Origin of the sequence: Mesorhizobium ciceri biovar biserrulae (assembly GCF_001618845.1) — a bacterium.
Taxonomy (GTDB): Bacteria; Pseudomonadota; Alphaproteobacteria; order Rhizobiales; family Rhizobiaceae; genus Mesorhizobium; species Mesorhizobium ciceri.
Map to the genome: position 1 here is coordinate 922,199 of NZ_CP015064.1, position 13,539 is coordinate 935,737.

The following is a 13,539-nucleotide window of genomic DNA, read 5'->3' on the forward strand; positions in this document are numbered from 1 at the left end:
ATGTGATGGCGGGCGCCGGATCTATCCGTCGCCCGCTTTACTTCCGAGCCTGCGGCCTTCAACGTCAGACGAAGTGGAAGTCGTCCGCAGGATTGTAACCAACCACTGTGTGCCCAGCGCCGTCGTCGGCTACGGTGAAGCTGCCCGGATCGTAAGTGCCGATGATGTGGAGCCTAGCGTCGTGGGTGCCGTCCGAAACGGTCAACGTTCCTCCACTTCCATCCTGGTTTGCTTGATAGACAGCGGATGTTCCGGTGCTGAACCAGATATCTCCGAGGTCTACCTTGTCATCATTGGTCATGCCGGCGATGCTTCCGCTGAAATCAAATGAATCGTCCAGCCGCAATGTGCCAGCTGCATCCACCCCGAAAATGACGTCTGCGGACGAGGCGGCGTGAAACTCCAGCTGCGACATGTTTCCGATCAGGGCATCGCCGTTCCCGGTAACCTGACCGCCGATCGCGATGTCGCCGCCATTAGCCCAGATTAGTCCGGAATTGGCGACGGTACCGTTGATCGCCAGGCCGCCCGACCCCGTCGCCTCCAGCGTTCCCGAGTTCACGACGGTGCTGCTGCCGGTGTCGATAACCAGTGCATGGCTGCCGGTGGCGATGATCGTGCCCTGATTGTTCAGACCCAGCAGGCCGCCGCCGAGTTGGCCGGCGCCGGAGATGGTGTTGTCGACATTGGTCAAGGTGACATCGGCAGCCGTGCCCGAGATCATGTTCGCATCGCTGTCGGACAGGACGATCTGTCCACCACCTTGCAGCGTGATGCCGTGCTGGATCAGCTGCAGCAGGGTGTCGTTGCCGGCCGAGTCGAGCGAGATAAGGCCGGTATTGTTGATTGTGCCACTCAGTGGCAGCAGCGCGCCGTCGCCGATCGACATGGTCCCGGCATTGTTAATCACCGGGGTCTGGTCGAAGACGAAATTGCTTCCGGTGAGCGCGCTCGAATGCACGCCGTCGAGCGTGATCGACTGGCCATCCGCAAGCGTGATCATCGCATTGCCGTTACCATCGTCGGCCATATGTGCCTGGACATCGGCGAAGCTCGCGAAGCCGGAATATCCGATCAGGTCGATCTTATCCGCGGCCGCGTCGAAGCTGTGCACCGTATCGTTGCCGATCGGCTGCGAGAAGACGAAGAGATCGTTACCGCTCGAGCCGGTCAGCACGTCGTCGCCGGACCAGGCAAAGATCGGCGAGCCCTGGGCGTAGGCCTCGACGTTGTCGGCGACGAACTTGGTTCCGATCGTGCCGTCTGCGTTCGTCCAGGTCTCGGCGATGTTCAGCACCACCGCACCCGCAAAGCCGCTTGACGAGGTGACCGCCAGGGAACGTACATCGTTTGTTTGCACGGTCCAGGTGCCGTCGCCGTTGTTCGCCCCCGCGTTCAGGCTCCAGCCCGAGGGAACGCCGGTGACCGTAAGTGTGATCAAGTCGTTCGAGTCGGCCGAAGGATCGGTCAGGGCCAGGTTGATGGGCTCACCGGCGACGCCAGCTGGGTGGATGTCCGTTATTGCTGAGCCCACGCCGGCATTGCCCGCGATATCCGTCCACGACGACACGCCGGTGCCGCTCGACACAACCTGGAAGTTGACTGGATTACCCGATACATTGGTCACAGGTACGGTCCAGGTAGTGCCTGAGCCTGTCACTGTCCCGACGGTACCGCTCGATACAGTCACGTCGCTGCTGTCGAAGTTCACAATCGCCTCGCTGAACACGACTGTGACCGTCCTATTATTTCCACTCTTAGTAAAAGTGACGCTGCTCACGGTCGGCGCGGTCGTGTCCACAGTAATATCGAGCGCCGCCGAACTGGTCGCACTCTGGTTGCCTGCCACGTCCGTCTGGACCGCCCGCACATGATGCAACCCAGCCGCAAGCGCAATCTCCGTGGTGAAGGTCGTTCCACTTGAAATGGTGACGGTGCCCAGCGTCGCTTCGCCGCCGTCCTGCGCGCCATTGTTGTTGGCGTCGTCGAACAGCGTGACCGTCGCACCGTTCTCGCCCGAGCCACTGATGGTCAGGGCCGAGGTGTTCTTGGTGATGTTGTCGGTGCTGCTCGAACCGCTATCGTCGACTGCCGCCAGATCGAGGGCCGTCGGCGCAGACGGAGCGGTCGTGTCGACGGTGATGTCGAGCGCATGCGAGGTCGAGGCCGCGCTGGCGTTGCCTGCGACATCGGTCTGGATCGCCCGCACGTTGTGCGTGCCTTGCGCAAGAGAGACGTCGAGGCTGAATGCCCCGCCGCTCACCGTCGTGGTCCCGAGGCTCTCGCCTCCATCGACTATGCCGTTGTTGTTGGCGTCGACGAACAGCGTGACCGTCGCACCGTTCTCGCCCGAGCCACTGATGGTCAGGGCCGAGGTGTTCTTGGTGATGTTGTCGGTGCTGCTCGAACCGCTATCGTCGACTGCCGCCAGATCGAGGGCCGTCGGCGCAGACGGAGCGGTCGTGTCGACGGTGATGTCGAGCGCATGCGAGGTCGAGGCCGCGCTGGCGTTGCCTGCGACATCGGTCTGGATCGCCCGCACGTTGTGCGTGCCTTGCGCAAGAGAGACGTCGAGGCTGAATGCCCCGCCGCTCACCGTCGTGGTCCCGAGGCTCTCGCCTCCATCGACTATGCCGTTGTTGTTGGCGTCGACGAACAGCGTGACCGTCGCACCGTTCTCGCCCGAGCCACTGATGGTCAGGGCCGAGGTGTTCTTGGTGATGTTGTCGGTGCTGCTCGAACCGCTATCGTCGACTGCCGCCAGATCGAGGGCCGTCGGCGCAGACGGAGCGGTCGTGTCTTCCGTGACCACGAAGGTGTTCGACGCCGCGCTCTGATTGGTGGCTGCATCGGTGATCCTGGCCGTCAGGTTGTAAGTGGTCCCATTGGTCAGCGTGCCCGTCTGGAGGCTGACGAAGCCACTGACGATATCCGCGGCGGTCAGTGTGTAGGCGCCTCCCAGCGGGATGCCTGTGCCAGTGCCGTTATAGAGCCGGATAGTATCGCCCGCCTCGGCCGGTGAACCACTTGTCGGTAGCGTAACCTTGACGGTCAGATCAGTGTCATTGGTTGTCACGCCGGAGGTCCCATAGGTCGCCGTGACCGGAGACACGTCGTCCGTGACGGAGGTGATGACCGGCGCATTCGGTGCAACCGTATCAACGACCGTGATGTTCACCGTATCCGTATCGGACAGGCTTCCATCATTCGTGGTGATCTGGATCGACGCCGAACCGTGGAAGTTGTTCGTAGGTGCGAAGCTCAGGCCATTCAGCGCCGCGTTGATGGCCGTATCCGTACCACTGAAAGTCATCGTCCCATCCGCGCTGCCGTCGCCCACTGAAAAGGACAGGCCAGCGAGGCCGCTAAGCGTGAGTGTACCGTTGCTCGACGTCAGCGTTACCGTGTGGCTTGAATTGTCCACGTCGGAAATGCTGATCGCGTTGCCGTTCGCCGAACTGAACACCTTTGCCGTGTTGCTGTCGGTTGATTGGGAAGCTGGCACACCATTGACGGCGGCGTCGTTGGTGCCGTGGATGGTGAAGCTGACGAGCTGGGTGGTGCCGTCGGCGGCCGTCACCGTGAAGGTGTCGACATGGGTGCTGGTGCCGCCGTTGGCGTCGCTGCCGGCGAGGAACTGCACGGCGGCGTTGGCGACCGAGTAGGTGTAGGAGCCGTTGGCGGCCAGGACGAGGCTGCCCAGATTGGTGCCGGCGCCGCTGACGGTGGTCTGGAAATGATCTTCGCCGGTGTCGACATCGCTGATCGAAATCGATCCCGCGGCGGTGAGCGTCACGGCCGCGCTGTTGGGCGTGTCTTCGGTGACGTCGGCGACCGTCGGGGTTCCGATCACGGCGGCGTCGTTGGTGCCGTGGATGGTGAAGCTGACGAGCTGGGTGGTGCCGTCGGCGGCCGTCACCGTGAAGGTGTCGACATGGGTGCTGGTGCCGCCGTTGGCGTCGCTGCCGGCGAGGAACTGCACGGCGGCGTTGGCGACCGAGTAGGTGTAGGAGCCGTTGGCGGCCAGGACGAGGCTGCCCAGATTGGTGCCGGCGCCGCTGACGGTGGTCTGGAAATGATCTTCGCCGGTGTCGACATCGCTGATCGAAATCGATCCCGCGGCGGTGAGCGTCACGGCCGCGCTGTTGGGCGTGTCTTCGGTGACGTCGGCGACCGTCGGGGTTCCGATCACGGCGGCGTCGTTGGTGCCGTGGATGGTGAAGCTGACGAGCTGGGTGCCGGAGTTGGTCGTGCCGTCATTGATCTGCACCGTGTAGGTGATGGTCAGGCTCTGGCCAGCGCGCAGGAAATCGAGGTTGGCGGCGGTCGGATCGTAGGTGTAGCCGATGTTGGCCGCGCCGCCGTTGGAGGTTGTATCCGTCAGCGTGAATGCGCCACCGGCGATCAACGCGGCTGCCCCGGCGGGCAACGAGAACGGACTGCCATTGAGCTGCACCACCGGGCCGCCCACTACCGACGCATGCAGCGTGTCGCCGACGTCGAGATCGCTCACCGAGAAATTGCCCGTGATCGCCACCAAGTTCTGAGCCGAGGCATTAGTCAGTTCGAGCACTGCAACCGGATCACTCGTATCGCTCAGCACCGGCGCATCATTAGTGCCTGTAATGGTGAAGGTGACATTCTGCGTGCCGGAGTTGGTCGTGCCGTCATTGATCTGCACCGTGTAGGTGATGGTCAGGCTCTGGCCAGCGCGCAGGAAATCGAGGTTGGCAGCAGTCGGATCGTAGGTGTAGCCGATGTTGGCCGCGCCGCCGTTGGAGGTTGTATCCGTTAGCGCGAACGCGCCACCGGCGATCAACGCGGCTGCCCCGGCGGGCAAAGAGAACGGACTGCCATTGAGCTGCACTACCGGGCTGCCCACTACCGACGCATGCAGCGTGTTGCCGATATCGAGATCGCTTACCGAGAAATTGCCCGTGATCGCCGCCAGGTTCTGGGCCGGGGCACCAGTCAGTTCGAGCACCGTCGCCGGATCGCTTGTGTCGCTCAGAACCGGCCCGTCGTTGGTCCCCGCGAACTGAATGGTCGCGGTTGCCCAGCTGAGCGTCCCGTTGCCGAGCCGGATAGAGTAGATAAAGGTGTCCGTCAAATATTGGCCGGCATTCAACCCCTGCAATTGCGCCCTGAAAGCAGCCGACAAGAACGCTGTATCGTATCCCACCTTCCCGTCGGCCGTAATCCAGATCTTTGCGCCGTTGGCGCTTGTATCGGAACCCGCGGATTCAATCCGCCCCAGGTCCTGCGTCAACAAATCAGCTGCGATGTAGCCGCTCATCGCGCCAGTGTTGTTCGTTCCGTTATCGACAGACCACAGCGATTTGGCGTTTCCGCCTAGATCGTTGGCCATTACATTGAGGAAAATGGTCCCGAAACTGTCTTCAGTGAGCCCGGTGAAAACGCTGGTGAAGAAATCATCCGCTGCCTGCGGCGTGTTTGAAAAAGACGTCGTTGTTCCACCCATAGCCGTTTCCCCTAGTGCCCGTAGAGCGCTTGCCCGAAGCGCAAGTTTTTATGCGAAACATTAACGTCGGCCGGACGCGTCAACGCCCGTCGGCCTGCAACGTCGCCAGTCAAGGAAATCCCGTGCGAATGGCTTGCGATCGCCAGCCAGGGAATGATCGGCGAGAGCGCCAGGATCAAAGGATTTCCCATTCAGACCAATGGCAAGACGCCGCGCTCACACGCGCTATCGCAGTTCCACTGGCGCCTGCGAATTCAGAAGAAGCCATTTTAACCCCCACCTTTTACTCGTACACGAGACAGATGCCCCCACATCTGTTCACTGCCGCATCGACAGATTAGTCACTCTCCATCTGAAACACCTAGAATCCAGATGCGAATTTTGGCGTACGGCTACTGTCAGTGCGTAGTCCAGTCGCCGCAAGGCCACAGTGCGGCGATCAGCCAGACATCAACATGGCCGTCCACGTGTAAGTCTTGGCTACAACATGTAGCCGCGACGACTTTGGTAGCCGCGCTGCGTTCCCTTTAGTCCCCATGACGCCCTTTCCCTGATTGCTGGTCAGGATCTTTTTTTAGGAACCGCTTATATTAACACATTCTTAATGCCAATGAAGAGTGAGCGTCAACATCCAAATGGATGAACGGTTAACGCACTCGATGTGATTAACATTGCGGTTCGGGACAAGAATCCGGCTCAACAATTTTGTGACGTTTGCAGGTGCAAACGGAGAATGCTATGGCGGCGACAGACTTGCGCCACGGCGCCGCCGGACTTCTCCGTCTCCTGCACGATCGCCCGGTTTTGCTCGTCGCTGAACCGGCGCCGGTCGACCGCCCATCCACCGCGTCCGTCAAACGGTGTTTGGCGTCGCGCGCAATTCGCAGCGCTGCTTAATTAGGCCCTCGCACCCGGTGAAGCAGGGATCGCCAGTCCATTTCGTCACCGATTCTTCCACGCGATCGCGCCAGATCCGCAACGCATGCCGCGAGAGACCGAGTGTCGCCGCACTCGGCATGACCTACGCCGCTCAGTTCATCGCCTCGACATGAATACTTCAGAAGCCGGCTCACTCAGCTCGGCCCAGGTTCATGGCCATCCCCGGCGTCGGCCCCCTGACGGCGATCTCGTTCATGAAGGCGATCGACGATCCCACGCGCTTTCGCCGCTCGCGCGAGTCGCCGCCTACTTCGGGCTGACCTCGCGGCGCTGGCAATCGGGCTCAACGATCGGCGTCCAGGGACGGATCTCGAAGGCTGGCGATGTGTTTGCGGCGCGCGCTCTACGAGGCGGCGTCAGGCCTGATGACGCGCTTCAAGGGCAGGGACAAGGTCTAGAGCTGGGCCAGGAGATCGCAAAACGCTCCGGCCACCGTAGCGGTGATCATGCATGCGATCTGGACCGACGGGACCTTCTACGTTGGCGATCCGGCCGCGGGCCAAGCGGACGCCGCTGCGCGCGCATCGCAAGGCGCGCAAGCTTCTGGGCGCTTATCGATGACCGGTGTGGCGGCAGTTGGAACGCATGGCGCGAGCAAGGTGATGGACGCCATCTGAACCAAGGAGATCCGCCCCGGCGGATGAGGACCGATGCAGACCAGGAACGACGGAACGCAAATTATCCTGCCTGCGGCCGTGCCGACGATGAGACGGCCGGACCGCGCTCGATTGCTTGTGACGATGCTCCGTCAGTCCGATGGAAGAGTGCGCCACGACAGTTCGAGCGCTGCGTTCATGGAGCCTAGCCACGCCGTCGCAGAGAGCGGAAGACTGCACGGCGCATCGGAACTCGACGCCAGAACGCAAGATCGTAGCGCAGAGCTTGACGGTCGGCTCGACGAAGGGTGGCGCGATCGCCCATGCCGGCCAGCAGAATCGCTATACGTTCGATCTGGCGAGCCCGGCACGGCTCTATTTCGACAGCCTCACCAACGATCCGTACCTCTTCTGGACGTTGATCGGTCCACGCGGAGAGGAAGTCAACGCACGATCCTGTTCCGGTTCGGATGCGGCCAATCTCTCAGGCAATCCGGTACTCGACCTGGTGGCCGGATCATACACCTTGGTTGTCGACGGCGCTCTCGACGCGACCGGTACCTACAAATTCCGGCTTCTGGATCTTGCCGCTGCCGATCCGATCATACTCGGTGATCCATTCACCGGGATTCTGGCCTCAGGAAACGAGACGGCGCTCTGCCGCTTCGCAGCCGCGGCTGGTGACCAGGTTCTGCTTAACCGGCAAGCACTCAGTGCCGGCAGCCCGTACTGGCGTTTGATCGATCCCTTTGGCGGTCGATTTTGCGGTCTGATTTGCTTCGGGATGTCGGTCCCGTTGGGTCATCACAATTGGCACACCTTGCCTGCCTTTCCGACTGGTCGGCCGGAAAGCTCGTTGTCTAAGCCCCAGCGCGAGCTCCGCGGATCTCATCGTGGCCATGGCTGAAAGGCCAGAAAACAGGCCGGACATATGACCGCACCGTCCTTACTGGGGAAATACATGAGGAAATATCTTGCCAAGCGGGCCGTTCCACATATGCGATTTTGGCCAACTTGCGTAACAATCCGAGAACGTCACGGCTTGTTCTCCTTGGCTTGGAGGAGCATGGCGACGTTTTCGGCGGCAAATTTGAACCCTCTGCGGTCGGGAATTCGCTCAGCGGAGATCGGGTAGCGTGGCCGCTTTGGATCGATGCCGGTGATCCGGGATCGTTCGCTTCCGGTGCGGAACTCGCGTCCGAAGTCCGAAGGGGCCAATCCGAATTGCTCTGCCAAGAACTCGAACCTGTCTTTTTCGAGATTGAATGCGGTGCCGTCGGAAGCGGGAATGCTGACGAGGAACACGGGCTCGAAGAAGAAGCCGGTATCCGTACCGTGCCATCCGGCGCCCTAGATGACCAGGCATGGTCCTCAGCGATCTTCTGGCAGACTTCGAGCATGCGGGTCTGGATCTCTGCGCATGTCGCTGGCGTCAGACGGGTTATGAGCCTGCCCTTCATCATTTGCCCTTCCTCCCCTGATAGACAGTACCGCGTGAGACGCCGAGATCGCGGGCGATGTTGGGCCCTGACCCTGTTTAAGCCTTTGCTGGATCGCGTCGCGGTCGATTTTCGGCGGCCGGCCCTTGTATGTGCCGCGCTTCTTGGCGGCAGCGATTCCCTCCGCTTGGCGCTCGCGCCGCAGATTGGTCTCGAACTCGGCAAAGACACCAAGCATGTCAAAGAAGGCCTTACCGGCGGCGGTCGACGTATCGACGGATTGTTCTGTCGCGGAGAGATGCGCGCCCTTCGTCTTGAGCTTGTCCACGATCATTTGCGGGTCGCGCAGCGATCTGGCCAGGCGGTCAATCCGGGTGACGACAGCGTCTCGCCAGCATGAATGAAGTCGAGAATGGTGTTGAGTTGCGGACGGCCTTCCAGGGTAGAGCCGCTCTTCTGCTCCTCGCGAATGACCTCGCAGCCGGCGGCCTTGAGCGCGGCGATCTGCCCGGCGAGGTTCTGGTCGGTGGTGGAGCTGCGAGCGTATCCGATGCGGGTCATGCAAACTGTTCATTTTGGGTGTGCCGGCGCGATGCTCTGTTCATTATCGAAGATTGAGCCCAAAATATTTACAGGCTTTTCCGGTTGCGACGTGTTCATGGCGGGTGTTCAGGCCGGGTATACCCAAATCAGAACACGCCCATCGGTCCGGTGGTCAGTTACGCCGTCGTCGTGGTTTCAGCTTTCTGGTAACCTCCGCCAGCCACGCGACTGCACCGGGCGTGGCCTGCCATGCCTGGCCGTTTTCGTCGACGTAGTCAGCTGCCTCATCCTCGCCCCCCAAAGTGATATAGCGCTCGATGGAAGCAACCAAAGGCTGCTTGCCGGAAAGGACGCCAGGTGTCGTGCCTACGAATATCACCATCCTGCCACTGCCGCCGAAATCACCGGAGCTCAACCCGGTCGAAAACCTCTGGCTCGTATTGCGCGAAAACCGGCTGTCGAACCACATCTTCAAATCCTATGACGATATCGTCGCCCATTGCTGCGATGCTTGGCGCAAGCTCGAAAACCAGCCTTGGCGCATCATGTCCATCGGCCGAAGAGAAAGGACAAATGGGTTCTGATCAGTGAGGAAGCGGTTTATATTACATATGAAACGTAATAATAATTCAATGAGTGGGAATTTAGTGATAGAAAGAAGTAGATAATATGGTCAGTTAGCAAGCACTAATAGAAGATATCGCGCACGAGTATTTGGTACATGCTCGGTGGCAGGAGTAAGACTTCCCCCATATGAGAGGAGCGCGAAGTATGTCGGCTAATCCATTCTCACCAAAATAAATATGCGTCAATCTTCGATTGGCGAGATGCGTTTGTAGTGATTATTATTACTGAGTACTAAAGATGGCAAGATATCTCTAATACACACTGTTAATTGCACCTCCGGTTAGCAGCAATGGTTATGCTGTGTCCAGCGTTCCAATTTAACGGGGGAGGCATTCTGAGGGCGGCTACACTAGATCTCAAGAAATATAGCTATCACCGGAGAGCGGTATGCTTAACAATACCATCGCAAGAAATTCATTGCCGAGTATCGATCTTCTGTATGATTATGGACCGTTCTTGCGATTGAGCGAGTCTGAAGGTGGTATTGGGAGCTTTGCTCAAAACAGCCGGCGCCCGCGGGTTGGCATTGTGGGCGCCGGCATCAGTGGCTTGGTTGCGGCGACTGAACTTTTGCGCGCCGGAATAACGGACATCGTGCTATTTGAGGCGCGGGATCGTATGGGTGGGCGGGCTTGGTCACAAATCTTCGACCCGCGCGAACCGCATCTCATTGCCGAGATGGGCGCTATGCGCTTTCCTTCCAGTGCAACCTGCCTGTTCCATTATCTGGACAAATTGAGGATAGATACCGCAGCTTCCTTCCCCGATCCGGGCATCGTGGATACCGAGGTGCACTATCGAGGTGCGCGTCATTTATGGCAGGCCGGCGAGTCTCCGCCGCCACTGTTCAGACGCGTTCATCAAGGATGGCAGGCTTTGGTAAGCGACGGTTACGTGCACGAAGGGATTCAACTGCCCGCACCGGCAAAGATCACAACTTTGCTTCGGTCGCATCGCTTTGACCAAGCTCGTGACGCATGGCAGGCCTGGCTAGATTCGTTTCGCGACATCTCCTTCTATTCGGCCCTCGTCACCATCTTTACCGGACCGCAGCCACCAGGGCGCGTACCTTGGAAAAGGCCGGAAGATTTTGAGCTTTTCGGATCGCTGGGGATTGGATCTGGAGGCTTTTTACCTGTGTACCAAGCCGCGTTTACTGAGATACTGCGTCTAGTAATTAACGGGTACGAGGACGATCAGCGCCTGATTATGGGTGGGATCTCCCTGTTGGTGAAACGGTTGGCTGAACAGGAGCTTAACGGTGTGAGTTTGCGGCAGCGTGTCCGCTACGGTCATGTAAGCCGTATTTACAAACAGGGCGGTCAGATTCTCGTGACATGCGCAGGAGGGCAGGTCGCGCCTTTTGATCGCGTCATCGTCACCACCAGCAATCGAGCTATGGAGCTGGCCCATCGTCTCACGGCGGATGGAACCTTTCTTACTAACGAAGTTTTGCGAGCGGTCAGAGAAACTCACCTTACCGGCTCTTCCAAGCTGTTTATGCTGACGGAAAACAAGTTCTGGTTAAAAAAGGGCTCGCCAACAACCATCTTGTCAGATGGCCTTGCCAGAGGGGTTTACTGCCTAGACTATCAGCCAGATGATCCGGATGGTAAGGGCGTGGTGCTGTTAAGTTATACATGGGAAGATGATGCTAACAAAATGCTTTCCATTCAGGACAAAAAGGAACGATGCCAGCGTCTGGTCGATGATCTAGCCGCCATTTCCCCTGATTTCGCCCGTTATCTAGTCCCGGCTAACGGTGACTATGAACGTCATGTCCTGCAGCACGATTGGCTGATGGATCCATATTCAGTAGGTGCCTTCAAGCTCAATTATCCTGGTGAAGACATCTATTCAGAACGGTTATTTTTCCAATTCGCTACCGCAAAAAGACCGGAAGAAGACACGGGCTTGTATCTCGCAGGATGTGGATGCTCCTTTACCGGCGGGTGGGTCGAGGGCGCGATACAAACGGGCTTAAATGCCGCATGTGCTGTTATCCGCAGCAGTGGCGGCCAGCTCTTGAGCGGTAACCCTATTGATTCGATGAATTCCGCTTATCGATATTGAGAACCGGTAAATTAGCCTTCTTTAGAAAAGGCTTCTTAAATATTTGCTACGTCCACACTCAAGGAGATTTGCAACAATACTGCCCGGGAAAACTTCGGCGTTGGATATCAGGGAATCGGCACTTTAGGGCGCAAAATTCCATGGTCGATCGGCTAGGATGGGATTTCCTGCGCTGACAGGCGCGGGATGCAGTAGCATCGGTACTGGAACCGCCGCAACACCAAAGCGGCCAAGCGCTTGCTGACGCGGCTGGTGAAGAAGCAAGGCGTCGCGCCGAAGCGCATGATCACCGACAAGCTGCGCTCTCATGGAGCAGCCAGGCGACAGGTGATGCCGGACGTCGAGCATTGGTCGCATAAGGGATTGAACAACCGTGCCAAGAATTCGCATGTGCCGCTGCGAAAACACTCCGGCCACGTACTTGACGCGGGACCCTCTCCCTCGATGGTGCTGGCGATCGTGTTCAGCCGGCCGAGCGGGTTGACGGGCGCATTCGCGTCACACTGCGGCCAAGGCGCGAAGCCGCCCAGACCACCGGGACGTGCGAAACCGACGGCCAAGGCCATGCGGTCGGCACATCCGGGCGCACGACCAACAGCATTTTTGTCAGCGGGCCGCTGGCGCGTGGCAGCGTCGGTGAATTGATGGGGATTCCCGAGGTCACCGGGCAGGTTCCTGGCGCTGTCGGGTTTCTCGCGGATAGGACGAGCTTGACGTTGCGAGGCCTGGGGCGGGTCCGTTCGACGCGCCGTCGAGATCCGCTCGACCTCCGAGGTGCCGATCTCCTTCCCAGATCGGCGGCCCGCTTGGCGGCAACCGCAATGATGAAGACGACCAGAGACCGACTGGGCGGCAAGAGGCCTACATCGGGCCGCCCGCCCTGTCGCCGCCAGCCCGCCACCGTGAGAAAGCCGGGAAATTCTACCTTCCGGCGGTCCAAAGAATGGTATCGGAGCAGAACACTGCATCGTCCTGATCGAAACGACCCTTGCACGGGGGCGGGTCATACCATTTTTGAAAGCAGCTCGCGAAGGGCGGCCACGTAGAAGCATCTGCTCGGCCAGAAGCTTCATCAGCTTCGCGTTCTCCTCTTCCCAAGGCCTCAGCCGCTTCGCCTCGGAAACGTCCATGCGCCGAAATTTGGCCTTCCAATTGCAGGTCGTCGCTTCGGAGATCCCATGCTTGCGAGCCAGTCCAGCATGTCCGATCTATCCACATTACGAATGTAACCCATTTCGACGTTGACGCTTCAGAATTTTGGATCTTCATTAAAGGACACGCTCCAATCGACGCATTCGATAGTGAACGAAGGTCCATTTGCCGCTCGCAAAACTTACATCATCTCACTCGGGCTCAGTCAAAGTGGAAACAGCATTCGGCTAAGCCGGAAACCGCACATTTGATTCAACATCTTCTTCGATCAAAGGAGCAGCCATGGCTACCGTGAAAGTCGATATCAATAACTTCCAGTCGGAAGTTCTGGAATCCGCAGCACCCGTCGTCGTCGATTTCTGGGCCGAATGGTGCGATCCCTGCAAGATGATTGCTCCGAGCCTCGAGGAAATCTCCGTCGAGATGGAAGACAAGATCAAGATCGCCAAGCTTAACATCGATGAAAACTCGGAGCTCGCCGCCCAATTAGGCGTGCGCTCCATTCCGGCGCTCGCGATCTTCAAGGGCGGCGAAGTGGCCGATTTCTCGGTCGGCGCCAAACCGAAGATAGCTCTTTTGAACTGGATTTCGAACGCTGGCTGATCGATATCGCTCAATCTGTACCGCAATGAAAAAACCGTAGATTCGGCCCGCAAAGCGGGAGGGTCCATAGTGATTTATGGGCGTT

At 59.1% G+C, this 13,539-nt stretch carries 6 protein-coding genes and 6 pseudogenes; 6 read left to right on the plus strand and 6 right to left on the minus strand.

What is annotated here, in order from left to right; genetic code table 11:
- Positions 1-64: 64 nt before the first annotated feature.
- Complete coding sequence (locus A4R29_RS04260) at positions 65-5,482, minus strand: beta strand repeat-containing protein (protein WP_063171266.1); 5,418 nt, start codon at positions 5,480-5,482, stop codon at positions 65-67.
- Between the two features lie 696 nt (positions 5,483-6,178).
- A pseudogene (locus A4R29_RS35530) lies at positions 6,179-6,298 on the minus strand (hypothetical protein); the annotation flags it as partial.
- Positions 6,299-6,567: 269 nt separating this feature from the next.
- Here A4R29_RS35530 and A4R29_RS04265 point away from each other — a divergent pair.
- Together A4R29_RS04265 and A4R29_RS04270 are read left to right on the plus strand one after the other, a co-directional pair.
- Positions 6,568-6,982, plus strand: a pseudogene (locus A4R29_RS04265) (transposase); the annotation flags it as partial.
- Positions 6,983-7,303: 321 nt separating this feature from the next.
- Positions 7,304-7,924: a hypothetical protein gene (locus A4R29_RS04270; protein ID WP_063171267.1), complete on the plus strand. Its 621-nt coding sequence runs from the start codon at positions 7,304-7,306 to the stop codon at positions 7,922-7,924.
- Positions 7,925-8,052: 128 nt separating this feature from the next.
- Here the strand turns inward: A4R29_RS04270 and A4R29_RS34850 are convergent, their stop codons facing one another.
- The 3 genes and pseudogenes from A4R29_RS34850 to A4R29_RS34575 all read right to left on the minus strand — a co-directional run bounded on the left by A4R29_RS34850 (position 8,053) and on the right by A4R29_RS34575 (position 9,468).
- Positions 8,053-8,322, minus strand: coding sequence for a hypothetical protein (locus A4R29_RS34850; protein ID WP_244506889.1), 270 nt, complete (start codon positions 8,320-8,322; stop codon positions 8,053-8,055).
- A 154-nt stretch (positions 8,323-8,476) separates the two neighbouring features.
- A pseudogene (locus A4R29_RS04280) lies at positions 8,477-9,017 on the minus strand (recombinase family protein).
- A gap of 154 nt (positions 9,018-9,171) precedes the next feature.
- The gene (locus tag A4R29_RS34575; protein WP_167355159.1) at positions 9,172-9,468 is read right to left on the minus strand and encodes a hypothetical protein; all 297 of its coding nucleotides are present in this window, start codon (positions 9,466-9,468) and stop codon (positions 9,172-9,174) included.
- On the opposite strand from A4R29_RS34575, the pseudogene A4R29_RS04285 reads away from it, so the two are divergent.
- The 3 genes and pseudogenes from A4R29_RS04285 to A4R29_RS32605 all read left to right on the plus strand — a co-directional run.
- A pseudogene (locus tag A4R29_RS04285) lies at positions 9,362-9,583 on the plus strand (transposase); the annotation flags it as partial. The gene A4R29_RS34575 and the pseudogene A4R29_RS04285 overlap by 107 nt on opposite strands.
- 430 nt (positions 9,584-10,013) lie before the next feature.
- The gene (locus tag A4R29_RS04290) at positions 10,014-11,699 is read left to right on the plus strand and encodes an NAD(P)/FAD-dependent oxidoreductase (protein WP_063171268.1); all 1,686 of its coding nucleotides are present in this window, start codon (positions 10,014-10,016) and stop codon (positions 11,697-11,699) included.
- A gap of 210 nt (positions 11,700-11,909) precedes the next feature.
- Positions 11,910-12,104 (plus strand): annotated as a pseudogene (locus tag A4R29_RS32605) (DDE-type integrase/transposase/recombinase); the annotation flags it as partial.
- A gap of 607 nt (positions 12,105-12,711) precedes the next feature.
- On the opposite strand, the pseudogene A4R29_RS32610 reads toward A4R29_RS32605, so the two are convergent.
- Positions 12,712-12,898 (minus strand): annotated as a pseudogene (locus A4R29_RS32610) (transposase); the annotation flags it as partial.
- A gap of 235 nt (positions 12,899-13,133) precedes the next feature.
- Between A4R29_RS32610 and trxA the strand changes: the two are divergent.
- Positions 13,134-13,454, plus strand: a complete 321-nt coding sequence (gene trxA / locus A4R29_RS04295) for a thioredoxin (RefSeq protein ID WP_063171269.1) — start codon at positions 13,134-13,136, stop codon at positions 13,452-13,454.
- The last annotated feature ends 85 nt before the right edge of the window (positions 13,455-13,539 follow it).